The sequence below is a fragment of the Bradyrhizobium sp. USDA 4011 genome, assembly GCF_054063415.1.
In genome coordinates, this window is record NZ_JBSSGG010000001.1 from 1,647,749 (window position 1) to 1,672,443 (window position 24,695).

22 protein-coding genes are annotated in these 24,695 nt (G+C 64.9%); 7 read left to right on the top strand and 15 right to left on the bottom strand.

What is annotated here, in order from left to right; all coding sequences use genetic code 11:
* Nucleotides 1-152: 152 nt before the first annotated feature.
* Together ACVW1C_RS07670 and rocD are read left to right on the top strand one after the other, a co-directional pair.
* Nucleotides 153-1,376 carry a cytochrome P450 gene (locus ACVW1C_RS07670; protein ID WP_456757888.1) on the top strand — a complete coding sequence of 408 codons (1,224 nt, stop codon included), beginning with the start codon at nucleotides 153-155 and terminating at the stop codon, nucleotides 1,374-1,376.
* Nucleotides 1,377-1,502: 126 nt separating this feature from the next.
* The gene (gene rocD, locus ACVW1C_RS07675; RefSeq protein ID WP_456763015.1) at nucleotides 1,503-2,717 is read left to right on the top strand and encodes an ornithine--oxo-acid transaminase; all 1,215 of its coding nucleotides are present in this window, start codon (nucleotides 1,503-1,505) and stop codon (nucleotides 2,715-2,717) included.
* Nucleotides 2,718-3,256: 539 nt separating this feature from the next.
* On the opposite strand, the gene ACVW1C_RS07680 is transcribed toward rocD, so the two are convergent.
* Complete coding sequence (locus ACVW1C_RS07680) at nucleotides 3,257-3,727, bottom strand: hypothetical protein (protein ID WP_456757889.1); 471 nt, start codon at nucleotides 3,725-3,727, stop codon at nucleotides 3,257-3,259.
* Nucleotides 3,728-3,739: 12 nt separating this feature from the next.
* Between ACVW1C_RS07680 and ACVW1C_RS07685 the strand changes: the two genes are divergently transcribed.
* Together ACVW1C_RS07685 and ACVW1C_RS07690 are read left to right on the top strand one after the other, a co-directional pair.
* On the top strand, nucleotides 3,740-4,666 hold the full coding sequence (locus tag ACVW1C_RS07685; RefSeq protein WP_456757890.1) for a Spy/CpxP family protein refolding chaperone: 927 nt from the start codon (nucleotides 3,740-3,742) through the stop codon (nucleotides 4,664-4,666).
* 123 nt (nucleotides 4,667-4,789) lie between these two features.
* A complete protein-coding gene (locus ACVW1C_RS07690; protein ID WP_456757891.1) occupies nucleotides 4,790-5,482 on the top strand; it encodes an ion channel in 693 nt (230 codons plus the stop codon).
* 24 nt (nucleotides 5,483-5,506) lie between these two features.
* On the opposite strand, the gene ACVW1C_RS07695 is transcribed toward ACVW1C_RS07690, so the two are convergent.
* From ACVW1C_RS07695 to ACVW1C_RS07740, 10 genes are all read right to left on the bottom strand, one after another.
* Nucleotides 5,507-6,652, bottom strand: a complete 1,146-nt coding sequence (locus ACVW1C_RS07695; RefSeq protein WP_456757892.1) for an alpha-hydroxy acid oxidase — start codon at nucleotides 6,650-6,652, stop codon at nucleotides 5,507-5,509.
* Nucleotides 6,653-6,764: 112 nt separating this feature from the next.
* Nucleotides 6,765-7,628, bottom strand: coding sequence for a sugar phosphate isomerase/epimerase family protein (locus tag ACVW1C_RS07700; RefSeq protein WP_456757893.1), 864 nt, complete (start codon nucleotides 7,626-7,628; stop codon nucleotides 6,765-6,767).
* The gene (locus ACVW1C_RS07705; protein WP_456757894.1) at nucleotides 7,628-8,836 is read right to left on the bottom strand and encodes a dihydrodipicolinate synthase family protein; all 1,209 of its coding nucleotides are present in this window, start codon (nucleotides 8,834-8,836) and stop codon (nucleotides 7,628-7,630) included. The genes ACVW1C_RS07700 and ACVW1C_RS07705 overlap by 1 nt, the downstream gene beginning before the upstream one ends.
* A gap of 15 nt (nucleotides 8,837-8,851) precedes the next feature.
* The gene (locus tag ACVW1C_RS07710; RefSeq protein ID WP_456757895.1) at nucleotides 8,852-10,003 is read right to left on the bottom strand and encodes a Gfo/Idh/MocA family protein; all 1,152 of its coding nucleotides are present in this window, start codon (nucleotides 10,001-10,003) and stop codon (nucleotides 8,852-8,854) included.
* Nucleotides 10,000-11,406, bottom strand: a complete 1,407-nt coding sequence (locus ACVW1C_RS07715; RefSeq protein WP_456757896.1) for a hypothetical protein — start codon at nucleotides 11,404-11,406, stop codon at nucleotides 10,000-10,002. Before ACVW1C_RS07715 ends, ACVW1C_RS07710 begins: the two co-directional genes overlap by 4 nt.
* A gap of 227 nt (nucleotides 11,407-11,633) precedes the next feature.
* Nucleotides 11,634-12,482 (bottom strand): ABC transporter ATP-binding protein, encoded by an 849-nt coding sequence (locus ACVW1C_RS07720; protein WP_456757897.1) that lies wholly within the window; start codon nucleotides 12,480-12,482, stop codon nucleotides 11,634-11,636.
* 151 nt (nucleotides 12,483-12,633) lie between these two features.
* A complete protein-coding gene (locus tag ACVW1C_RS07725) occupies nucleotides 12,634-13,632 on the bottom strand; it encodes an ABC transporter substrate-binding protein (RefSeq protein WP_456757898.1) in 999 nt (332 codons plus the stop codon).
* A 60-nt stretch (nucleotides 13,633-13,692) separates the two neighbouring features.
* Nucleotides 13,693-14,502: an ABC transporter permease gene (locus ACVW1C_RS07730; protein ID WP_456757899.1), complete on the bottom strand. Its 810-nt coding sequence runs from the start codon at nucleotides 14,500-14,502 to the stop codon at nucleotides 13,693-13,695.
* A gap of 299 nt (nucleotides 14,503-14,801) precedes the next feature.
* Complete coding sequence (locus tag ACVW1C_RS07735) at nucleotides 14,802-15,455, bottom strand: TetR/AcrR family transcriptional regulator (protein WP_456757900.1); 654 nt, start codon at nucleotides 15,453-15,455, stop codon at nucleotides 14,802-14,804.
* Between the two features lie 385 nt (nucleotides 15,456-15,840).
* Nucleotides 15,841-16,698, bottom strand: coding sequence for a VOC family protein (locus tag ACVW1C_RS07740; RefSeq protein WP_456757901.1), 858 nt, complete (start codon nucleotides 16,696-16,698; stop codon nucleotides 15,841-15,843).
* 222 nt (nucleotides 16,699-16,920) lie between these two features.
* Here ACVW1C_RS07740 and ACVW1C_RS07745 point away from each other — a divergent pair, with 222 nt between their 5' ends.
* Complete coding sequence (locus ACVW1C_RS07745; RefSeq protein WP_456757902.1) at nucleotides 16,921-17,814, top strand: sugar kinase; 894 nt, start codon at nucleotides 16,921-16,923, stop codon at nucleotides 17,812-17,814.
* Nucleotides 17,815-17,835: 21 nt separating this feature from the next.
* Nucleotides 17,836-18,777 carry a ribokinase gene (locus ACVW1C_RS07750; protein ID WP_456757903.1) on the top strand — a complete coding sequence of 314 codons (942 nt, stop codon included), beginning with the start codon at nucleotides 17,836-17,838 and terminating at the stop codon, nucleotides 18,775-18,777.
* 265 nt (nucleotides 18,778-19,042) lie between these two features.
* Here ACVW1C_RS07750 and ACVW1C_RS07755 read toward each other — a convergent pair whose 3' ends face one another.
* Both ACVW1C_RS07755 and ACVW1C_RS07760 read right to left on the bottom strand, forming a co-directional pair.
* Complete coding sequence (locus ACVW1C_RS07755) at nucleotides 19,043-20,128, bottom strand: IS4 family transposase (RefSeq protein ID WP_456756841.1); 1,086 nt, start codon at nucleotides 20,126-20,128, stop codon at nucleotides 19,043-19,045.
* A 98-nt stretch (nucleotides 20,129-20,226) separates the two neighbouring features.
* Nucleotides 20,227-21,444, bottom strand: a complete 1,218-nt coding sequence (locus ACVW1C_RS07760; protein WP_456757904.1) for an NAD(P)/FAD-dependent oxidoreductase — start codon at nucleotides 21,442-21,444, stop codon at nucleotides 20,227-20,229.
* Nucleotides 21,445-21,701: 257 nt separating this feature from the next.
* Between ACVW1C_RS07760 and ACVW1C_RS07765 the strand changes: the two genes are divergently transcribed.
* The gene (locus tag ACVW1C_RS07765) at nucleotides 21,702-22,493 is read left to right on the top strand and encodes an enoyl-CoA hydratase/isomerase family protein (RefSeq protein WP_456763016.1); all 792 of its coding nucleotides are present in this window, start codon (nucleotides 21,702-21,704) and stop codon (nucleotides 22,491-22,493) included.
* 247 nt (nucleotides 22,494-22,740) lie between these two features.
* Here the strand turns inward: ACVW1C_RS07765 and ACVW1C_RS07770 are convergent, their stop codons facing one another.
* The gene (locus ACVW1C_RS07770) at nucleotides 22,741-24,081 is read right to left on the bottom strand and encodes a TRAP transporter large permease (RefSeq protein WP_456757905.1); all 1,341 of its coding nucleotides are present in this window, start codon (nucleotides 24,079-24,081) and stop codon (nucleotides 22,741-22,743) included.
* Nucleotides 24,078-24,662 (bottom strand): TRAP transporter small permease, encoded by a 585-nt coding sequence (locus tag ACVW1C_RS07775; protein WP_456757906.1) that lies wholly within the window; start codon nucleotides 24,660-24,662, stop codon nucleotides 24,078-24,080. Before ACVW1C_RS07775 ends, ACVW1C_RS07770 begins: the two co-directional genes overlap by 4 nt.
* Nucleotides 24,663-24,695 lie beyond the last annotated feature (33 nt).

Here is a 24,695-nt window from a genome sequence, read left to right on the forward strand (position 1 = left end):
TTCATCAAAGTGCAAAACCGCATATGGCTCTGCGATTTACTCGCATCGCGCGCGTGCGCCGCGCCAATCTCGGTACGCAAATTCTGTTGCGCAGCCGCCGCCCGCGGCTTACGATAGTTGCAAATGAAACTAATATGGGTTGGATATCCGCCATGAACGGGCACGCGCGAGAGCTGGCTGACCGCTTCGACCTGGAAAAGCTGACGCCTGACTTCTACGCGAACCCCTACCCGACCTATCGCGCGCTACGCGAGCACGCCCCGGTGAAGCGGCTGCCGAACGGCTGCTATTTCCTGACCCGCTACGACGACCTCATCGCCGCCTACAAGAACACCAAGACCTTCTCCTCCGACAAGAAGAAGGAGTTCTTGCCGAAATACGGCAACTCGCTGCTCTACGAGCACCACACGACCAGCCTCGTCTTCAACGACCCGCCGGCGCACACCCGCGTGCGGCGATTGATCATGGGCGCCTTGTCGCCGCGGGCGATCGCCGGCATGGAGCCGGACCTGATCGCGCTGGTCGACGGCCTGCTCGACCGGATCGCCGCGAAAGACCGCTTCGAGCTGATCGGCGACTTCGCCTCCGCAATCCCGGTCGAGGTGATCGGCAATCTGCTCGACGTGCCGCACGACGAGCGCGAGCCGCTGCGCGACTGGTCGCTGGCGATCCTGGGCGCGCTGGAGCCGGTGATCGGCAAGGACGCGTTCGACCGCGGCAACGATGCAGTGAAGGATTTCCTCGCCTATCTCGAAACCCTGGTCGAAAGGCGCCGCGCCAAGCCGGGCAATCCCGAGCGCGATGTGCTGACCCGGTTGATCCAGGGTGAGGACAATGGCGAGCGGCTGACCGCGAAGGAATTGCTGCACAACTGCATCTTCCTGCTCAACGCCGGCCACGAGACCACGACCAACCTGATCGGCAACGGGCTGGTGGCGCTCACCCAATATCCCGAGCAGAAGCAACGGCTGATCGCGCAGCCCGACCTGATCAAGACCGCGGTCGAGGAGATGCTGCGCTACGAGAGTTCGAACCAGCTCGGCAACCGGATGATCGTGGAGGAGACCGAGCTCGGCGGCATCACGATGCCTCCCGGCACGCTGGTCACGCTGTGCATCGGCGCCGCCAACCGCGACCCTGCGCAATTCCCCAACCCTGAAGGCTTCGACGTCGCGCGCACGCCGAACCGCCACCTCGCCTTCGGGACCGGCGCGCATCAATGCGCCGGCATGGCGCTGGCGCGCCTCGAAGGCGCCATCGCGATCTCGCACTTCCTGGCGCGCTTCCCGAACTACGTGCTCGACGGCGAGCCGGTGCGCGGCGGCCGGGTGCGCTTCCGCGGCTTCCTCAGCGTGCCATGCCGCATCAGCGCATAGAACAGCGCATTGTCCCCTGCGAATTTGGCCGGCTGCACCACTTCCCTGTGGAGGAACTGACACCCACATCAACTGCAAGCGCGGATTGATGTAATCTCTCCTGTGCTGCAGCGGGAGTGACGCATGATGAATGCATCGGTCACTGATTTCCTCGCGACCGAAGCGCGGTTCGGCACTCACAATTACGAGCCGATCGGGGTCGTGCTGTCCCGCGGCGAAGGCGTCTGGGTCTGGGACACCGATGGCAACCGGTATCTCGATTGTCTCTCGGCCTATTCGGCGGTGAGCCAGGGCCACTGTCATCCGAAGATCCTGGCAGCGATGATCGAGCAGGCGCATCGGTTGACGCTGACCTCGCGCGCCTTCCACAACGACCAGCTCGGTCCGTTCTACCGCGAGCTCGCGGAACTGACCGGATCGCACAAGGTGCTGCCGATGAACAGCGGCGCCGAGGCGGTGGAGAGCGCGATCAAGTCGGTTCGCAAATGGGCCTATGAGGTCAAGGGCGTGCCGGACGGCCAGGCCGAGATCATCGTCTGCGCCAATAATTTCCACGGACGCACGCTCGGCATCGTCGGCTTCTCGACCGACCCGGCGTCGCGCGACCATTTCGGCCCGTTCGCGCCGGGCTTCAAGATCATCCCGTTCGGCGATGCCGCGGCACTCGAGCAGGCGATCACGCCGAACACCGCGGCGTTCCTGGTCGAGCCGATCCAGGGCGAAGCCGGCGTCATCATTCCCCCGCCCGGCTATTTCGCTCGCGCGCGCGAGCTGTGCACGGCGCACAATGTGATGCTCGTGCTCGACGAGATCCAGACCGGGCTCGGCCGCACCGGCAAGCTGCTCGCCGAACAGCACGAGGGCATCGAAGCCGACGTGACGCTGCTCGGCAAGGCGCTGTCGGGCGGTTTCTATCCGGTGTCGGCGGTGCTTTCCAATAACGCCGTGCTCGGCACGTTGCGGCCCGGCCAGCACGGCTCGACCTTCGGCGGCAACCCGCTGGCCTGCGCGGTGGCGCGGGCGGCGCTGCGCGTGCTGATCGACGAGGGAATGATCGAGAACGCTGCGCAACAGGGCGCGCGCTTTCTCGCCGGATTGCAGGACATCCGCGCCAACGTGATCCGCGAGGTGCGCGGGCGCGGGCTGATGCTGGCGATCGAACTCCACCCGGAAGCCGGCGGTGCCCGACGCTACTGCCTGGCGCTGCAGGCGCGCGGCATCCTTGCCAAGGATTCCCACGAGCACACCATCCGCATCGCCCCGCCGCTGGTGATCACGGGCGATCAGGTCGACTGGGCGCTGGAGCGGATCGCGGCCGCCCTCACGCAGGATGTCTCCTGACGGTTCCCTGCGTCGGAAGACCGCAACACCGGCTTTGGCCACAACGAACGAATCCGACGTCTGTGCGTTGAAGCGCTGCGGGCGACTGCTGAACGGAGAGCTACGTCATGCTTTCCAGTCGCGTTGGATTTGTTGTGTTTTTGATTGGTGTTTCGCTGCTGGCGGCGAGCGGTGACGCGTCCGCCCAGCCGCACGAGAAAGGCGGACCGCCTGGAGTTGCGGCACGTCCAGCCGCACCGCCCGCGATGGCGCATCCTGCCGCCCCGATGGTGCGCGCCGCCCCTCCTGCAATGGCTCGACCGCCTGCGATGGCTCGGCCACCCGCGATGGCTCGGCCGGCTGCACCCGCGTTCCATGCCCCGCAGCGACCGGCGATGACGCCGCGCCCGGCACCGCATTTCGCCGCACCGTCATTCCGCCAGGCTCCCCGTATAGCCGCACCGCGCGTCGCAACGCGTCGACCCGAATTCCGTCGTGAGGCACCGCGGCGTCAGGCTCCGCATATTGCCGCGCCATCACGCCCAAGCCCACCGGCGCGCTTAAGCGAGCGGCCGTCGCCGACGGAGCGAATTCAACAGCGTGCACAGCAGCGTCAGACGTTGATCCAGCAGCGTCAGCAGACGGCGCAGCAGAGGCAGCGGGATGCGCTCGCACGGCAGACCACGGAGCGGCAGACCCGGATCGATCGCCTGCAGCAGCGCGTGCAGCAGTTGCAGTCGCAAAAGATCGAAGGCGCGCGCGCACAACGCGTCCATGACCGTGCCCTGCAGGCGCAGAACCGCCTGCTGCAACGCGAGCAGCGCGCACAGCAAGCCGACCTCGCCCGCCAGCAGCGATTGGCGCCGGCAGCGACGGTTGGGGTCGCCGCCGCAGCCATGGCCAAGACGCAGGCGGCCCAGCGCGAGCGATTTGCCGCACACTTCCGCGAGCAGGCAGGACCGCAATCCCAGGCGGCGCTCGCGGCGCGCCAGGGCGGCTGGGCGCCTCGGCATGCCTGGCGACGCGGCCACCGCGCGGCATTCGTGGCTTGGCTTGGCCCGGTATTCTGGCCTTACGCCTACTCGGACATCTTCGACTACACGTTCTGGTCCTATGCCTACGAGCCCGGCTATTGGGCCTACGCCTATGACGACTTCGTCGACACCGTGTTCTGGGACACCAACAGTCCTTACTCCGCCTACGCCAGCATCAACCCTGACGACTATCCGGCGACCGCAGGCCGCTATCGGTCCCGTCAACGGTCCGACACCAGCCCGCAGGCGATCAAACAATTATGCGGAGAGCCGGACAAGGGCGTCACGGCCTGGCCGCTTGCCGACATCGCGCGCGCGGTGCGGCCGAACCAGCAGCAGCGCGCCCTGCTCGACGACTTGAAGACTGCCGCGGCGAAGGCCGCCGATGTGTTCAAGGACTCCTGCACGGACAGCTATGCCATGACGCCAACCGGCCGCCTGCGGTCGATGCAAAACCGCATCAGCGCGACGCTCGAGGCGATCAAGATCGTGCGGCCCGCCCTGGAGAATTTATACAACTCGCTCAACGACGAGCAACAGGCCCGCTTCAATGCGCTCGGCCCACATATCGGCGAGCGTTCGGCGGGACAGCAGGAAGCGGCCGCGCAATCCGGCAATTGCGGCGATTCGAAATCCGACCTCGCTCAACTGCCGATCAACAGGATCGAGGCCTCGCTCCATCCGGCGGGCAAGCAGAAGGAAGCGCTCGACCGCCTGAGCGATGCGACCACAAAAGCCATAGCCGACCTGCAGGCGGCTTGCCCGAACGACGTGCCGCTGACCCCGGTCGGCCGGCTGGAGGCGATGCAGCACCGGCTCGAGGCCATGCAGAAGGCCGCGAAGCTGATCGAGCCCGCGCTGGACAAGTTCTATGCCTCGCTGAGCAGCGAGCAGAAGGCACGCTTCAACACCCTGGAGCGGGTCGCGAGCCCCTGAGGCCCAGCCTACCATCCCGACCGCCCGGCGCGCGAGGCCGGGCTCCGTCTTGCCTTTGCCGCTGCCCCGCAGCAATGTTTGGCACCGGCGCATCCTGAAGCGATGCCGAACGGCGGGGCGGATATGAAGCGGGGTTGGACGAGCATCGGTGAGCTGCGCGAGCGCAGGGGTGATTCCCTGCTGACCGTGCTCACGGCCCTGATCATGATCATGATGTTCGTGATCGCACCGCTCCAGGCCCTCGGCCTGTTCGAATTCCAGATCTTCGAGCTGCTGCTCGCGCTGTTCCTGGTCGGCGGCGTGTTCCTGATGTCGGGAAGCGCAATCGCGGTCGCCGCGATGCTGATTGCGCTCGCCATGATCGCCACGGGCGGAGTCCTGAGGCTACGTTCGCCCTCGATCCTCGACCTCAATCTGTTCGCTGGCTCGTGGCTGATCGTCGGCATCACCCTGGCTGTGACGGTGGCTCGCGCGACATTTGCGCCGGGCCGCGTCACCTATCACCGCGTGATCGGCGCCGTCCTGCTCTATCTGTCCGTTGCCGTGATCTTCTCGGCACTCTACACCTTCATCGGCACGCTGCTGCCGAACGCCTTTTCCGGAATGAAGATGGAGGACAGTCCTGCGCTGGCGAACCAGCTGATCTATTTCAGCTTCATGACGTTGACGACCACCGGCTATGGCGACGTCGCTCCGCTGCATCCGATCGCACGCAGCCTGTGCAATCTCGAGGCGATCTTCGGCCAGCTCTATCCCGCAACGCTGCTGGCGCGGCTCGTGACGCTCGAGATCACGCATAGCGATCAGGATTCGTGAGCGCAATCGAGATTGGCCGGGCGGCTATCTGAACCGCAGGTTTGCGCGGGAAAGCTGGCTGATCGAGGAACACCCCATCAGCCGCATGTCCCGCACCAGCTCCGCCTGCAGCAGACCAAGCGCCCGCTCGACCCCCGCCTGGCCGGCTGATGCCAGCGGATAGAGATAGAAGCGACCGAGGCCGACGGCCTTGGCGCCCAGCGACAGTGCCTTCAGCACATGGCTGCCCCGCTTGATGCCGCCGTCCATCATCACATCGATGCGGTCGCCCACGGCATCGACGATCTCGGCTAGCTGATCGAACGCTGCCCGCGAGCCGTCGAGCTGCCGGCCGCCGTGATTGGACAGAATGATGCCGGTACAGCCGATCTCGACCGCGCGTTTGGCATCATCAACCGACATGACGCCCTTCAGGCAAAACTGGCCGTTCCACTGCCGGACCATCTGCGCGACGTCGTCCCACGTCATCGCTGGATCGAGCATTTCAGTGAAATAACGCCCAATCGACATCGCACCGCCGCTCATATCGACATGCTCGTCGAGCTGCGGCAGCCTAAAGCTCTCATGGGTGACGTAGTTGATGGCCCACGCCGGCTTGATGGCGAACTGCAGCATGCCGCCGAGCGTGAGTCTGAAGGGAATCGAAAACCCGGTCCGCAGGTCGCGCTCGCGGTTGCCGCCGGTGATGCTGTCGACGGTCAACATCATCACGTTGACGCAGGCCTGCTTGGCGCGCTGCATCATGGCCAGGTTCAGGCCCCGGTCCCGATGGAAATAGAACTGATAGACCTGCGGGGTATCGTAGGCCTTGCGCAATTCCTCCAGGCTCACGGTACCGAGCGAGGACACGCCGAACATCGTTCCGTATTTCGCCGCGGCGGCAGCGACGGCCCGTTCGCCCCGGTGATGAAACAGGCGCTGCAGCGCGGTTGGCGAACAATAGAATGGCGTTGCGAGCTTCTGGCCCATCACTGTGACCGAGAGGTCCACGTTCTCCACGCCGCGCAGGACGGTGGGCACCAGGTCGCAGCGCTCGAAGCTCGCGGTGTTCTGCCGAAGCGTCGCCTCATCGTCCGCCCCGCCGTCGATATAGTCGAAGATCGGCCCCGGAAGCCGGCGCCTCGCCAGCTCGCGGAAGTCATGGAAATTGTGGCAATCGCTCACGCGCATGTCGTGCTCCGAAGGTCCAGACCGCGGAGTTCAACGGCCTCCAGTGCCGTTCACACCGACAGCTCCGGAATAACGGGCCCGCTTCGCCTTGTCCACCGAACCGGTGGTTGGGTCAGACCACCGAGCGGTGCCGCTCGATGCAGGTCGTCAGGACCGCATCCATCGGCTTCGTCCACCAGTCATTCGAGAAGATCTCGATCTCCGAATAGCCGGCATAGCCCTGCGCCTCGACCGCCGCGCGCACCGATTTGATGTCGATGACGCCGTCACCCATCATGCCGCGATCGTTGAGAATGTCCTTGGTCGGCACCAGCCAGTCGCAGACGTGGAACGCGAGCAGGCGATCCTTGCCGGCGCGCGCGATCTGGCTCTTGAGTTCGGGGTCCCACCAGATGTGATAGACGTCGAGCGCAACGCCGATCGCACCGGTGCGAACGGGATCGAGCGTGTCGCAGATGTCGAGCGCATGTTTCGTGGTGTTCACGCAGGCGCGGTCGGCGGCATAGGCCGGATGCAGCGGCTCGATCGCGAGCGGCAGCTTTGCCTGTTTTGCGTACTCCAGCATCTCGGCGATGCCGTCGTGCACCTGCGACCGTGCCGCAGCGATATCCTTGGACGCCGCGCTGCCCGGCCGCGAATATTGCGGAAGGCCGCCGACCACCAGCACGATGCAGGACGCGCCGAGCGCGGCCGCCTCGTCCACCGCGCGGCGATTGTCGTCGCGCGCCTCGCTGCGATGCGCGCTGTCAGCCGTGAACATGCCGCCGCGGCAATAGCCTGACAGATCGAGCCCGGCGTCCTTGACCGCGCGCACGGCGCGGTCGAGGCCGACGGCAGCGACCTGGTCACGCCAGGGATCGATCGCGCGGATGCCGTGTCGCGCACAGGCATCGATGATGGCGATGAGATCGCCCTGCTTGCGGACGGTCGCGGTGTTCAGCGACAGCCAGCGGTGGTCGTTGGAAAAATCGCGCATCAGGCGTCAACGCCCCGCGTGGCCAGGATCGCCGCCATTCGACGCGTCGCGAGCTCCGGATTGGCGAGCAGCCCCGCTTGGTCGGCGAGCCGGAACAGCTCGGCGAGATGCAATGTCGAGCGCGCGCTCTCCTGTCCGCCGACCATCGTGAAGTGGTCCTGATGGCCGTTAAGGTAGGCCATGAACACGATGCCGGTCTTGTAGAAGCGCGTCGGCGCCTTGAAGATGTGGCGCGACAGCGGCACCGTTGGTCCCAGCACGTCGTGGAAGCCGGCCTCGTCCCCCGCAGCCAGGCGCGACAGCGCATAGGACGCGGCGGGCGCGATGGCGTCGAAGATGCCAAGCAGCGCGTGGGAAAATCCCTTGTCGTCGCCGGCGATCAGCTCCGCATAGTTGAAGTCGTCGCCGGTGTACATTTTCACGCTGCTGTCGAGCCGCCGCCGCATGTCGATCTCGCGCTGCTTGTCGAGCAGCGAAACCTTGACGCCATCGACCTTGGCGGCATTGGCGTTGATGATCGCAACCGCAATGTCCATCGCCTCGTCGAGATCGGCCGTGCCCCAGTAGCCAGACAGAGCCGGATCGAACATGTCGCCGAGCCAGTGGATGATCACGGGCTCGCGGACCTGCGACAGCACGCGGCCGTAGACCCTGGCGTAGTCCTCCGCGCTCTTGCCGAGTTTTGCCAACGCGCGCGAGGCCATCAGGATGATGCGACCGCCGGCTTTCTCGACCGCCGCGATCTGCTCCTCATAGGCGCGGATCACATCGTCGATCGATTTGGCGTCCGCCACCGCGAGATGGTCGGTGCCGGCGCCCGAAAACACCAGCGCGTTGCCTCTTGCTTTCGCCGCCTTCACCGAGCGCTGGATCAATTCGAGCGAGGTCGTCCAATCGAGGCCCATGCCGCGCTGCGCGGTATCCATCGCCTCGGCAACGCCGAGGCCGAGGTCCCAGACGTGCTCACGGAATGCGATCGTCTTGTCCCAGTCGATCGCAGCCGTCAGCCATGGATCAACGTCGGCGCGCGGATCGGCGACCACATGGGCGGCCGAGAACGCGACGCGGTTCAGCGTGCCCTCGAGCTTCGCCGGAAACGTCCGCAACGCCGCCAGGCGATAGGTCTCGAGGCCGCCATCGGCGGTCGGCAGCTTCAGCGACAGCGACGACTTTGTCAGGATGGGCTTGGGCAGGACTGGCTTGTTCATGGCAAAAGCCCTTTCTCAGACCACGATCGGCGCGACGTCGACCCAGCGCCGCTCCTTCCAGCTCTGCAGCGCACATTCGGCGAGCTGCACGCCCTTGGCGCCCTCGAGCAGCGTGTATTTGTAGGGCGCGTCCTCGCAGACATGGCGGATGAACATCTCCCACTGCTCCTTGAAGCCGTTGTCGTAGACGACGTTCTCAGGGAGCTTCTGCCAGTCGGCATAGAAATCGTGCATGCGCTTCTCGTCCGGATTCCACACCGGCCGCGGCGTGGCCTGGCGCGGCTGGATCATGCAGTCGGTCAGGCCCGCCACCGCAGAGCCATGGGTGCCGTCGACCTGGAAGGTGACGAGGTCGTCACGGTAGACCCGCGTCACCCAGCTCATGTTGATATGCGCGATCACGCCGCCCTTCAGCTTGAAGGTGGCGTAGGCGGAATCGTCGGCGGTCGCCTGGTACTTCTTGCCCTTCTCGTCATAGCGCTCGGGGATATCTGTCGTCCCGATGCAGACCACGCTCTCGACTTCGCCAAAGAGATTGTCGAGCACGTAGCGCCAGTGGCAGACCATATCCAGAATGATGCCGCCGCCATCCTCGGCGCGGTAGTTCCAGGACGGCCGCTGCGCCTCCTGCCAGCCGCCCTCGAACACCCAATAGCCGAATTCGCCGCGCACCGAGAGCATGCGGCCGAAGAAGCCGGAGTCGCGCAGGAAGGCGAGCTTCTTCAGGCCCGGCAGGAACAGCTTGTCCTGCACCGTGCCGTGCTTGAGCCCCTTGGCATTGGCGAGCTTCACGACCGCAACGGCTTCCTCGAGATTGGTCGCGATCGGCTTCTCGCAATAGACATTCTTGCCGGCGTTGATCGCCTTGGTCAGCAACGAAGGCCGCGCCTGCGTCGTGGCCGCGTCGAAGAACACGGTATCGCCGTTGTCGGCCAGCGCGCGATCGAGATCGGTGGTGTGGCGCTCGATGTTGAAGCGTTTGGCCAGGCTAGCAACCTTCTCGGCATCGCGGCCGACCAGGATCGGATCGGGCATGATGCGGTCGCCGTTCGCGAGCAGCACGCCGCCCTGCTCGCGGATCGCAACGATCGAGCGGATCAGATGCTGGTTGAGCCCCATCCGGCCCGTAATGCCGTTCATGATCAGGCCGAGGCGTTTGGTCGTCATACTGTCTGCTCCTGCGAAACGCGTGGTGTGGGCCGCTTGAGCGGCTGCATGGTGGACCAGTCCGGATGGACCGAACTGGCAAAGCCCGGTATGGCGGCGATCGATCCGGTCAGCAGATCACCGTCGTGGATCGCGAGGCGGACCTTGCCGCCGGCGCGCGTGTAGAGATCGGAATGCGCGGCGAGGAAAGCCTCGGCCTCATCGGCCGGGGTGTCGGCAAAGCCGTCGACGTAATGATGTCCATTACGTTCCGCATGGGTGACGCCGATCAGCGCCCCGAGCGCGAGATCCTGCTGCACGCCGAGCCCGGCCTGACAGGTCAGGTCCTCGCCGCTGATGAAGTACCGATCGCCACCGGTGGCCCACGCCGCCGCGCGCGTGGCATTGATGATCGACTTGTAAATGCCCTTGCACGATTTCGAGGAGATGCCGCGATAGCCGAGCGCCCGCGCCTGCGCGAACGCATCGTAGGAATCGTCGGCCTCGTCGATGATGAAGTTCCGCCCGGCCAGCGTCCCGAGCGGCGAGGACCTTGTGATATCGCGCGGCATCGGCTGCTCGATGTAGAGCAAGTTTGCCGCGATCGATTCAAGCGCCGCATCGTGGTCGAGCCGGTCGACCAGCGCGCCCAGTGCGGCAAGGTCGGCGTACTGCTCGTTGGCATCGAGCGTGACTTTAGTGGCGTAAGCCAGCCTTGCGAGCTCGCTGCCAATCCGCGCCAGCCGCGCCGCGTCATGGGCGGGATCGCCATTCAGCTTGAGCTTGAAATAGCGCGCACCGGCATTCTCGCCTGCGTCGGCGACGCCGCCCTCGCCTTCAACCTTGTCGTCCATCCCGACTGTATGCCGGACGGCGACACGATCGAGCCGCTTGCGGGTCGCTAGGAACCGTACGATAGCCGCGTCGTCGAGATCCGGCGTCAGCCGCGCGTCGATATCAGCGACATTGCCGGTCATGCCGTCGAAGAAGTTGACACCCGCCACGCGCAGCAATCCATCCAGGATCGCCTTGTCGATCTCGGCCGGACCAAAGCCGGCGGCGAGCGGCGGAATATCCTCCGCAGCGCAGGCCGCAACCTGCGGGCCGATACACAAGGCGTGCAAGCCGAACGCGGTCTCGAAACACCGGTTCGCCAGATAGAGCTCGCGGGCAATCGCAAGCGAACGGCGCAGGCCGTCGAGCGACTGTGCTTCCGTCAGCTGCGGCCGCTTGTCGAACCATTTCGGCGCCAGCATCTCGGCACTGGCGCCCGTGGCGCGGCCCTTGCCTTCCACCTCGATCTCGACCCGCACGAACAACTGCGTCGACGCCGTGATCGTCACCGCGCCGAAACGGAACGGCCGGGCGAACACCAGCGGCCGTTCGAAGAAGGCGATATCGTTGACTTTGAGGCGAAGCGGCATTGGAGTTTCAACGCCAAAGTTCAATATGGTTTGATCGAGCCGGTTCCGCGCGCGTCACTTCTCCCCACCGGGGAGAGGTCGGCGCGAAGCGCCGGGTGAGGGGGCGCGGGTCCCACGAGAGATCGGAACCCCTCACCCGGATGGCATCTAACGGTGCCATCCGACCTCTCCCACAGGGGGAGAGGTGAACCGATGATGCGGTGAGAGGCTTGTTAGATCTCATGGGTCTAGTCCAGCGACCCCTGCGTGAAAAAATGCTTGCGGATCCGTTGCACCAGCTCGGTGAAGACCGGATCGGACATCGTCTCCAGCGAGCGCGGCCGCGGCATCGGCACGTCGTAGATCGCAGCGATCGCGCCGGGCCGCTCGGTCATCACGAGAACGCGGTCGGCGAGGAACACGGCTTCCGGGATCGAGTGCGTGATCAGCAGCACCGTCTTGCCGGTCTCGCGCTGGATCCGCATCAGCTCGACATTCATCCGCTCCCGCGTCATGGCGTCGAGCGCCCCGAACGGCTCGTCCATCAGCATGATCTTGGGATCGTGCACCAGCGCTCGGCAGATCGAGGCGCGCTGCTGCATGCCGCCGGACAGTTGCCAGGGCAGCTTCTTCTCGAACCCCTCGAGCCCGACCAGTTGCAGCAGCGCCTTGGCGCGGGCGAGATATTTGTCCCGCGGCAGCCGCTTCATGTCGATCGGCAGCATCACGTTGGAGAGGATGTTGCGCCACGGCAGCAGCAGCGCGTTCTGGAACACGATGCCGACATTGCCGTGCGGCCTGGTCACCGGCTCGCCGTCGACCAGCACCTCGCCGGTCGTCGGCGGCAACAGGCCGGAGATCATCTTCAGCAGCGTGGACTTGCCGCATCCGGAGGGCCCGACCACGACAAAGAACTCGCCGTCATTGATGGTGAAGTCGAGCGGCCGCAGCGACGGCACGTCGCCGTCGCGCGACCGGTAGGTCTTCGACACGCCCGACAGCTTGATGCCCGGCGTGGCGCCGGCCGCGCGGTCCGAGACCAGGCGCAGATGCGCGGCGGGCTGGTCGATATGGATTGGCTTGATCGCCGGGTTCATCGCAGGCCTCTCGACGCGTCGTCCCTGCGCAAGCAGGGACCCATACGCCGTGCCCTCGCCCTCGGACACGCGGGTCGAGACCTTCCGCAACAATTGAAGTTGGTGGTTATGGGTCCCTGCTTGCGCAGGGACGACCGGGGATATTTGTGGCTCACGAATTACCCTTCGGCAGATAGTCGTTGGTGTAGAACGCCTTCGGATTGGCCTTGGCCTTGGTGTCGAGGCCGCCATATTCGACCATCAGGTTGACCGACTCGGTCATGTTCTGGTCGGTGACCTGGAACGGCCGCTTGGCCTTGGTCTCCGCCGTGCGATAGAGCGGGATCGTCAGCTCGAAACCCTGCGTCAGCGTGTCGATCTTGCCGCCCTTCGGGTTGGCATCGAGGATCGACTGCGCGGCCGCCTTCGGCTCTTTCTCCGCGGCTTCCACCGCCTTGGTCGTCGCCGACATGAAGCGGCGGACCAGGTCGGCATTGGCCTTCACGTAATCGGAGTTCGCGATAATGCCCGACGACACCAAATTGATACCGTAGTCGGCGAACTTGATCGGATAGACGTCCTTGCCGGTGGCGTCCTTGATCTTCATCGACTGGTCCATGACGTAGCCGAGCAACAGATCGGCCTGGCCGTTGATCACGGCGTTGAGCTTGGTCTGGCCGTCGCCGGCAACGGTCTGGAAGTCGCTTTCCTTCAGCCCGGTCTTCTTCAGGAAGAGCGGCCAGATCTGGGTCATCGAATCCGCCGGGGTGATCGCGACCGTTTTGCCCTTGATGTCTTCGGGCTTCCTGATGTTCTTGTCGACGAAGCCCATCGCCGACATCGGGCTGGTCTGCAGCAGCACGCCGGTTGCGATGACCGGCGCGCCCTTCACTGCCGCGCGCATCATCGTGGGCACGTCGACATAGCCGAAATCGGCGGTCTTGGCGGCCACCGCCTGCGTGGTCGCGGCCGAGCCGCGGCCTTCCTGGATCTCGAGGTCGATGCCCTCAGTGGCATAGATGCCCTTGGCCTTGCCGTAATAGAACGGCGCGTGCTCGCCATAGACGTACCAGTTCAGCATCAGCACGACCTTGTCGGCGGCAGATGCCGGCGCCACCGCAAGCGCGGTCCAGGCCAGTGCCGCGCCGGCGACCGCAATCAAACGCTTCATGGTTGTTCTCCCTTTTATTGTACCGCGGCCCTTGTCTGGGCCGCTTGTCCGGCTGCTGCGCTAGGACGCGAAGATGATGTCGTCGCGTTGACTGACGTGCCAGGGGATCACCAGCCGCTCGATGCGGTCGACGATCCAGAACAGGATGACGCCGAGCAGCGCCAGGATCACCAGCGCTGCGAACATCGTCGGCAGGTCGAAGGTACCGATCGAGCGCTGCATCACGTAGCCGATGCCGGAATTGGAGCCGACGAACTCGCCGACCACCGCGCCGACCACGGCGAGCGTCACCGAGACCTTCAGGCCGGAGAAGATCGCGGGCATCGCATGCGGCAGGTTGACCGCGCAGAACACCTTGAAGCGGCTGCCCTGCATCGCGCGCGCCAGGTCGACCATGTCGGGATCGACCGACTTGAAGCCCTGCACCGCCGAGACCACGACGGGGAAGAAGCCGAGCAGGAACGCGGAAATCACCTTGGGGATGATGCCGAAGCCGAACCACACCACGAACAGCGGCGCGATCGCGATCTTCGGCACCGATTGGGAGAACACCAGGAGCGGATAGACGTAGCTCTCCACCGTCTTCGAGCCCGCGATCAGCATCGCTGCGGGAATGCCGAACAGTGCCGAGAGCAGGAAACCGCAGATCGTCGCATAGGTGGTCGGCCAGGACTGCCGCAGCAGCTCCGGCCAGTCGCTCCACAGCACCGCGACGACGTCGCCCGGTGACGGGATCTGATAGGCCGGGATGTGGAACAGCCGGATCGCGAGGTCCCAGGCCACCACGATGACCACCAGGAACAGGAACGGACGCACCCACGCCGCATTCAGCACCTTCGACACGCCCGAAGGGCTCTTTGCCTCCGCCACGTCACGCTCCCTTCCAGTCTCTCTCGTTCGAGTAGAAATTAACCCGTTGGATAAATACTGTCCAGCCCCTGGCACGCGGCAAAATCGCGCCGAAGCACGCTACTTTCGTCAGGCGAGATTTTTGATGGTCGGTAGCCCGGGATTAAGCCAACGGGTCGCGCGAACGCGCGCCCGATGGCTCCGTCCGGGCTACGGCGTCATTGCGAGCGGAGCGAAGCAATCCATTTGCTCCGCGTGTTGCGGCATGGATTGCTTCGTCGCTCGGCTCCTCGCAATGAGGTCTTAGCGAGCTCGGGAACTTAAACCACGCGGTGTTCCGCGGCGTGCCGCACCGGCATCGCGCCGAATGCGGCGGTGGACTTGCCGGTCAGCGCCGCCAGCACCAGCGCGGTCATGTGCTCCAGCCGCTCGTCGCGGGCGTCCTTCTTGAGCAGGTCCCGGCCGAAGATCACGCTCAGCGTGGCGCTGTTGGAGAGATAAAAGAACGCCATCCCGGCGATCGAGATATAGAGTTGCACTGGATCGACCGGGTCGCGGAAATCGCCGCTTTCGACCCCACGCGTCACCACTGTGCGGATCATCTCGACAAACGGCGAGTGCATCGACTTGACCTTGGTCGAGCGCTTCAGGTGCTTTGCCTTGGCGAGGTTTTCCGTGTTCAGCAACGCCAGGAACTCGGGATTGCGCAGAAAATAGTTCCACGTGAAATTAATCAGGCGCGCGATCGCCTCGGGCGGGTCGAGATGCTCGAGATCGAGCGTGCGCTCCTCGGCGCGGATCTTCTCGTAGGCGCCCTCAAGCACCTCGAGATAGAGATCCTCCTTGTTGCCGACATGGTAATAGAGCATGCGCTTGTTGGCGTCGGCATTGGCCGCGATGCGATCAACCCGCGCGCCGGCAAGGCCATGGGCGGCGAACTCCTGCTTGGCCGCCTCGAGAATCCGCAGTCGCATCCCCTGGGGGTCGCGCTGCCATCTCTGTATCCGCTTTGCCTTCGCCAAATCGATCGCCCGTGATGCTGGGCTGATGAATGTAGCATGACGCGCGGCGTTTGCGAACGAATGTTGTCGTGACGGCCATGCGGGAATATTTCTCGCAGCGCGGGCAGTCCCTCTCCTTTGTCATTCCCCGGTGCGCAATTGGGCACCTGAGGGCGTGCCACCGGGTCGCGCGAATGCGCGCCCGACGACAGGCTCCGCACGAACCCGGAATCTATTCATCCGCGGAACACGTTGCTTGATGGATTCCGGGTTCTCGCTTCGCGAGCCCCGGAAAGACGATGAAACTCAGTGCCTTTCGCACGCACGTTGCCGGGACGACGCGCGCATGAAACGCGGCCTAGTCTGGCTTTCCCTGTGAGGGCTGCACCAGAAGCGTCGGCACGCTGCACGTGCCGTTGCGCACCGTCATCACGCGCGTGCCGGGCTTGCGGCCGGTGCGAATCTCCGAGACGTCGACGCCGGCGGCAACCAGCCGCGCGCGGGTGGCATCTATATCGGTGACGCGCCAGCAGATGCCGCGCAGCCGGTCCGGCGCGTCCGTCTCCGCCTTGTTTTCCTTGCCCGGCCGGTGCGTGACCTCGACCACGAGGTCACCGCAGCGGAAGAACATCAGCCGGCCCCACTCGTGATGCGACCGGTCGAGCGCCATGTCGAGCCCGAGCCGCGCGCCGTAGAGTGCGGCCGCTCGCTCCGGGTCGGCGGTCGAGACCACCACGTGATCCATCGCGGTGATCGAGGCCGGCGTGGTGCGCACCGACAGCGGCCGCTCCTGCGCCCGCTCCAGGAAGAACATGCGCACCCCCCGCGTCGCGTCGGTCGCCGCGCGCGTGCGCTTCCACGACAGCCCGGCGCCGCTGGTCTCATCGCGGCTCTCGACCTCGGCGACGGGCTCGGGCCTCAGGGTCAGCCGCTCGAGCCTGCGGTGTGTCCTGGCGATATCGCTGGTGCGGAAGCAGAGGCTCGCAAGCCCCTCGCCTTGCGTGACGAGCGCACCGCGGACGCGCTGGGCGGCATCGTCGTCGCCGCGCGGCGCCATCAATTCCAGCGTCGTGTTGTCGAGCGTGAACAGCACGCGGTCGGCGCCGTCGCCGCTGTTGCGCCAGGCCGGCGCCCGCGCGAACAGCGTCTCGTAGGCGGCGCTGGCGGCAGCAATGTCGCCGGTGAGGACGACGACATGATCGAGACCGGTAATCATGGCTCTGGCCTCCCTGAATCTGCCGTCATTGTGCTTCTCCTTGCGCATCCCGGAACCGCGGCCTGCCACCGGCCGTTATGCCGCATACCAGAACGGCCCGGCACATCCATCATCTCTACCTGTAAACCAAGCAGGGTTGCGAATAATTTCAGCGATATCGGCCGATCAGCGGTGCTAGTCTCATCTTCGGCCGGGACCACACCAAGCGATCACGGGAAGCGAATGCAGGCTCTCTTCATCGGACAGACCTATATCGACGTCACCTTCATCACGGATCACATGCCTGTCGGCGACGAGAAGCACGTTGCGGACGCCTATGCGGTGTCGTTCGGCGGCAACGCGGTGACCGCGGCGTTCTGCTGCGCCAAGCTCGGTATCGAACCGGACCTGATCGCCACCATGGCCAATGACTGGCTGGGCCGGATGTTCTGGGACATGGCCGACAGGTACGGCATCTCGTTCCATCCCCGCAAGGTGAACTCCTCCTCGCTGTCCTTCATCATGCCCAACGACGGTAAGCGCGCCATCGTCCGCTGCCGCGACGACCAGCACATCCATCCCTTTCCGCTGCTGAATATCAAGGGCTGCCGCGCGCTGCACATCGACGGCCACCAGCCGGACGCCGCGATCCATTACGCAAAGCTCTGCCGTGAGGACGGTATCCTGACCTCGCTCGACGGCGGCGGCCTGCGCACCAACACCCACGAGCTGCTCGCATTCATCGACGTCGCGATCGTCGCCGAACGGCTGTGCGAGCAGATGGACAAGACGCCGGAGCAGATGCTCGATTATCTCAAGAGCCGCGGCTGCCGGGTCGGCGGCGTCACCATGGGTGAGCGCGGCCTGCTCTGGTATGACGAGGCGGGCATTGTGCAAACGCTGCCGGCACTGCCGATTCCGCGCGAGCGCGTGATCGACACCAACGGCGCCGGCGACGTCTTCCACGGCGCCTACATCTATTCCTATCTCGCCAATCCCGGCAAAGCCTGGCATGAGCATTTCGAGTTCGCGCGCGCAGCGTCGACCTTCAAGATCCAGAAGCTCGGCAACGAGGCCGGCCTGCCGACGCTCGCCGACATCGAGGCAGTCAAGCAGGAGTTCGGCGCCGCGGTCTGACAGGACAGAGTGGGATTGGGCATGGGGCGCGTCTTCGTCGCCGGCAGCATCAATATGGACGTGGTGGCGACCGCCGAGCGCCATCCGAAGGTAGGCGAGACCGTCGCCGGCGAGGCCGTACTGTATTTTCCCGGCGGCAAGGGCGCCAACCAGGCGGTAGCATCGGCCAAGCAGGGCGTGCCGACCACGCTGGTCGGCCGGCTCGGCACCGATGCGTTCGGCAAGGAGCTGCGAACCTTCCTCGCCGCGCAAGGCGTCGATCTCACTTTCGTCAAGGACACCGGCGGCACGCATTCAGGCACGGCGATCATCACGCTTGCCAATGCCGACAACACGATCGTCGTCGTGCCGGGCGCCAACGGGCTGGTCGATGCCGATGATGTCGCAGCCCCCGTGCTTGCGAAGGGTGACGTCGCGGTCAGCCAATTCGAGATCCCGCTGCCGACGATCGCCGCATTCTTCAGCCGCGCCCGCGCCGCCGGGGCCACCACCATCCTCAATCCGGCACCGGCCAAACCGGTCGACAAGGCGCTACTCGATCTTGTCGACGTCCTGATCCTCAACGAGACCGAGCTTGGCCTGCTCACCGGGCGCGAGCTCAAGGACGGAGACGAATACGAGACATTCATGGAGGCCGCGCGGTCGCTGCAGGTCCGCGAGGACCAGATCATCTGCGTTACGCTGGGCAAGCGCGGCATTGTTGCCCTCGTCAATGGCAACATGCACGTCGATCGGGGGCGAGCGGTCAAAGCCGTCGATAGCACCGGCGCAGGCGACTGCTTTGTCGGAGCCGTCGCAGCCCTGCTCGCGGACGGACAGCAGATCCAGGCTGCGATGTCATACGCCAACATTGCTGCGTCGATCTGCGTGCAGCGAATGGGCGCTGCACCGTCCATGCCGACCGTTGAAGAGGTGAAGGCCGCTCTCTCCACGCGTCGTCCCGGCGAAGGCCGAGACCCATAACCACAAATGTCCAATGTTGTGCAGCGCTGGAACGACGATCCCGCTCACAACACAGGCCGCGGAGTATGGGTCCCGGCCTTCGCCCATAGGCGCTAAGATAGTTTGATCATTGCCTGATAGCGGCGCTTGCGTCTGGGGGGCTCGCGCAGATGTCGCCGGAGAGCACGGCTTGCTCTGCGCAGACAAGCGATCGTGGGTTGGGGAATGACGGCTTGGAGCCATGAGGCGATGAGCTGACGTAGCAGGCGCCATGCGGAAGGTCTGGTCAGGCGGCTTCGTCCAAGCGGGGAGAGTCCTCGAGTTCGTCGACCAGCGGCTCGAGCAGTAGAGTGATCAGCAGGTGAGCGAGGATATGGGGTTTAGCGGACCGCTGGTCAGTTCCGGGAGGTCCCTTCAAGCCAATCAAGCTCTTCAGCCGCTTGAAGCCGAGCTCAATCCGCCATCGCAACCGGTAGAGGGCAATGACGTCAGCAGCCGTGAAGTCCTCGCCCTTGAGCGAGGTCGCCAGGATTACCCAATCTGCGGCCTCAAGCGTTTGCCTGGAGAGTTGATGGCCTCCCTTCTGGGCTGTCCTGCGTGCCTTGCGTCGCGCCTCCGCGGCCGCATGCGCCGGCTTTTTGACCGCGACCAAGCGCACAGCAAGCGGTTGCGCACCGGACTTGCGCTCTATCCAGATCGGTCGATCGATCATGCCGCCTGCCAAGGCCTTGCGCAGCTCTGCGATGAGATCGACAAGGTTGCCGTTGCGATCCAGCCAACGCGCGCTCTTCCAGCCCGCGCGGATCACGAAGTCCGCGCCGGCATCGACCAGATGCGCCATGCGCTCTGGTTGCAGGTAGGCACGGTCGGCAAGACGGATCTCGCCGGCAGTCACGGGTATCCGATCCAGTGTCTCGCCTGCGCCCTCATCGGTCAGCTCGAAGTGCCCAAAGCGCTCTTGCGGAAGATCGAACGCACTGTGGATACGCCACACTGCGTTGTTTTGCCTGCCCTCGGTTCCGGCTTTGGGGACCGTCGTGGCGTCAACGATGCGGATCAGCCGACCGCGGCTTGCCTTCGGCGCACCACTCGCAAGTGCCTGACCTATCAGTTGCGCCAGCCAATCTCCGGACTGACGCAAGCGATACAACAGAGCCACGTTGGAGATGTCGACAAGGCCCACCGACGTCGCCCACGCCGCCGTCAGCCGCAAACCCCGCGTGCCCAGACAATACGCAAGGATCAGCCGCAGCAAATCAACTGCATTGGTGATCTCGCGCGGACGAACAAACGCCTTCGTCTCGCGCGCGCCAACCTCCAGAGCCTTAGCCCCACCAAGCCGAGCAACAACACGCGCCCAGTCTTCGTTCACAAGCGATTCGTGTCTCATCCCTTCTTGGAATCACATACAAATTCAACGCGCAAATCCTATTTTAGCGCCTATGGGCCTTCGCCGGGACGACGAGGTTGTCACGCCAGCGCGCTCTTGAGGTCAAAGCTCGCATCCGCCGCCTGCTCCGGCGTGATCGAGCCGCCCGCGCCGAGCAGCCGGCGGCCGAACATGTGATCGCCGGCGCGATTGACCGACTCGATGCCGAGCAGCCTGTCGCCGCGGTAGCAGAACGCCGAGAACGCCCCCTGCGCGCGGTCGCCGCGCACCACGACGCGGTCGTAGCCGGTGGTGAGGCCCGCCATCTGCAGCTTGTCGGGCCCCTGGTCGCTCCAGAACCACGGCAGGCCGTCATAAACCTCGGTCTTGCCGGTCAGCCGCGCCGCCACGCAGCGCGCATGATCGGTCGCATTCTGCACCGACTCCAGCCGCAGCGATCCACCGAAGCGCTTGCTGGTGTAGAGCGCGCAATCGCCGATCGCGGAGATATTCGGATCGGCGGTCGAAAGATGCTCGTCGACGATGATGCCCGATGCGACCGGCAGGCCGGCTTCCGCGGCGAGCTCGACGTTCGGCAGCACGCCGACGCCGACCACGACGAGATCGGCCGGGATGTGCGTGCCGTTGCTCAGGCTGACGCCGGTGACCTTGGCGCCATCGGCCTCGATCGCCGTGACCTGCACCCCGAGGTGGATCCGGATGCCGGCGGCGCTGTGGCGCGACTGCGAGAACTCGGAGATCTCGGCAGTCACCGCGCGCGCCATCACGCGCGAGGCGAGCTCGACCACGTCGACCTCGAGGCCCTTGGCCCGCGCGGTGGCCGCGAATTCGAGCCCGATGAAGCCCGCGCCGATCACAACGACGCGCATGCCGGGTGCGATCAGATCGCGCAGCGCCTGGCTCTCGTCGAGGGTGCGCAGGTAGCGGACTGCGTCGAGCTTTGCGTTGGGAATATCGAGCAGCCGGTTCCGCGCGCCGGTCGCGAACACCAGGTGGCCGTAGTCGAGCGACGCGCCGGAGGCGAGTGCCACTTTCCGCGCATTGCGGTCGACGGCATGGGCGCGATCGGAGATCAGCTCGATCTTGTTGTCCTGGTAGAACTTGTCGGGCCGGAACATCAGGGTCTCGGGCCCTCCGGTCCCCTTCAGATAGGCCTTCGACAAAGGCGGCCGTTGGTACGGCAAATGGCCTTCGTCATTGATCAGCGCGATGCGCTCGGCGAAGCCGGCCTGGCGCAGCGACGCCGCGAGCTGGAAGCCGGCATGTCCGGCGCCGACGATGATGACCGAGCCTGTCATCGGAACAACCCAAATACGCGCGAGCAGGAGTGACCCATGCCGTTTCCTCTTGTCGATGTTAGCTTGCGTGCCCCGTCACCACAGCGCTCGTGTCTGCGTACCGAAGGCGCGCGCCATTTGGCCCCATGGCTCGCCCTGATGCAAGGGGGTCTCCGGCAAATCAGGGCACCGAAAGCCGCCTTCGAGCCCCTGCCGGATTGCCACAGCTCCCGCCAAGGCCTTAAATGTCCGGAAATAACAAGCCCAAGGTCCTCAAAATGCCCGATCCCGCCTCCCCCAACGACCCCGCTTTGCTCCGCATCGACGGCGCCATCGCGACCATCACGCTGAACCGGCCGGCCGCGTTCAACGCGATCGACATGACGATCGCCAAAAAGCTCGAGCAGCTCGGCGCCGAGGTCGAAGCCAACAAGGACATCCGCGTGCTGGTCATCGAGGGCGAAGGCCGCGCCTTCTGCGCCGGCGGCGACCTGCAAACCATCGGTGCTGCGACCGAAGCCAACAACATCGCGCCCGTGGTCGGCGAGATGCTTCACCACTATCACGCCTTCATCGAGACGGTTCGGCGGATGCCGAAGATCGTGCTGTCCAGCGTGCACGGGTCGGCAGCCGGAGCCGGCATGGGCCTCGCCTTCGTGACCGACCTGTGCATCGCCGCGGAGGATGCCCGTTTCACGCCCGCCTATGCCAAGATCGGCGTATCGCCGGACGGCGGTAGCACGGTCGGCATCGTCGGCACGGTCGGGACCCGTCGCGCGCTGCAGATTTTCCTCGCCGAGGATGGCTTCACCGCGCAGCAAGCCTATGAATGGGGACTGGTCGTCAAGACCGTCCCCGCAGCCGAGCTGAAGGCAGCCACCCGGCAGCTCGCCGAGCGCCTGGCGAAAAATCCGCCCGCCGCGATCGCGGGGACCAAGTCGCTGGTCTATCAGGCGGCCACCACACCGACCAAGCAGCAGCTCGATGCCGAGGAACACAAGATCATCACGTCGATGCATACCGAGGATTTCCGCGTCGCCGTGAAGAAGTTCGCCAGCAAGTCGAAATAGGGGTTGGGCTAAAGCGGGATAAGTTTGGGCTGAACCGGCTTGGCGCGGTCTCGGTTCACCTCTCCGCGTTGGGGAGAGGTCGGATTGCGCCTGGCGATGCGAAGCATCGTCCAGTGCAATCCGGGTGAGGGCTCTTGCTCTCTCGATAGACCGTAACCCCTCACCCGATTTGCTGCGCAAATCGACCTCTCCCAAGGGAGAGGTGAACTTGCGACGCCGTTCCAGCTCGACCTAATCTCATCAGGCTTTAATTCGGGCAGATGTATCCGCTGCCGCCGGGCGCCTTGAAGCAGCCGACGGATTCCGGGATCACCTGCTTGGGCAGCCACAGCACGACCTTCGGGAAATAGATCGTGAAGCAGATCGTGACCAGGAACACGACGTAGATCGGCAGCGCCGCCCGCAGCGCTTTTGCAAAGCTGATGCCGACGAATTTCGAGGCCATCAGCAGCACCAGCCCGTAGGGCGGCGTGATCAGGCCGAAAGCGAGCGTCGCGATCAGCACGACGCCCATATGCACGCCGTTGATGTCCCCCGCCTGGGTCAGCGCGTTGACCAGCGGCATGAAGATGATGATGGTCGGCACCGGCTCGATGAAGTCGCCGACCACGGTGAACAGCAGCACCATCAGCAGCATGATGAGGTGCGGATCGTTGCCCGCGATCGAGGTGATCCAGTCGGCGATGTAGATGGCGCCGCGCAGATAGGCCAGCATCCAGCCGAATGCATTTGCCGCGCCGATCGTGATCAGCGGCAGCGAGAAGATCAGGCCGGCCAGGCAGAAGTCATACGGGATCTTTTTCAGGTGCCCGCGGTTCAGCGCCGGGATCACGACGAGGATGATGTAGGCGACCGCCACGACGCCGGCCTCGGTCGGCGTGAACCAGCCGGTCAGGATGCCGCCGAGCAGGATCACCGGGATCATCAGCGGCAGCGCGGCGTCACCGGCGGCGAACGCGATCTGGCGCAGCGGCGCCCGCGGCTTGCGCAGGCCCGACGGCCCGAAGAAATAGCAATAGATCATCAGCCCGAAGCCGATCATCAGGCCGGGCACCACGCCGGCCATGAACAGACCCGCGATCGACACATTGCCGACCGCGCCATAGACCACGGCCGTGATGCTCGGCGGCACCAGCGCCGCGATCGTCGAGGCCGAGGCGATGATCGCGGCGATGAAGGCCGGCTCATAGCCCTCCCGCCGCATCGGCCCGCCGAGCGCCCTGCTCATCACAGCGACATCGGCGGTGGTCGAGCCCGACATCTCCGAGAAGAACATGCTGAACACGACGACGACCTGCGACAGCCCGCCCCTGATATGACCGACCAGCGAGACCGACAGGTTGGCAATGCGGACCACGACATTCGCCGAGCTCATGAGCTCGCCGACCAGCAGGAAGAACGGGATCGCCAGCAGCGCCTCGGAATCGACGCCGTCAAAGATCTTCTGGATGATCGCGGCGAGCGATACATCCGACAGCATTGCGCCGACGAATACGCCCGCCATCAGCGAGAACGGCACCGGCACGCCGAGATAACCGAAGAACAGGAAGCAGGACGACATCAACACCAGCACGACCGGTGCGCTCACGGCTGCGCTCCCGTGGTCGCACTGGTATTGATCGCGGGAATCGCAAGATCCTCGTCCGGCGGCTCCGGATGCTCAAATCCGTTGCGGATGCCGTTGACGAGCTGCTCGACCGTGAACAGGCCGATCAGGATGCCGGACAGCGGGATCACCGCATAGAGCGACGCGATCGGCGTGCCGGACGGCAGCCGGAAACTGCCGAAGCCGCGAAGGTAGTTTTGATAACCGTACCAGACCAGGCAAAAGGCGACGCCCAGCACCACCAGCCTGATGACGATCTCGACGACCAGCCGCGACCTGCCATGCATCGCCTCCGAAAGCGCGGTGAGATAGAGATGATCGTTGCGCCTGGTCGCGACCGCGGCGCCGACGAAGATCGCGTAGATGAACAGCGTCGAGGTCACCTCCTGCAGCCACAGCCAGGGATGACCGATGGTGCGGGTGACGATGTCGGCGGTCACCGAGAGCGAGAAGCCGAAGCACAACAGGCCGCACAGCATCATCAGGATCAGCTCGAGCCGATCCAGCGCCCGCCATTTCAGATGCCGCTGCCGTTGCAGCACCAGTCTGTCGGCGATGGCCATGGCTCGAAATTCCCCGTCGTCCCGGCGAAGGCC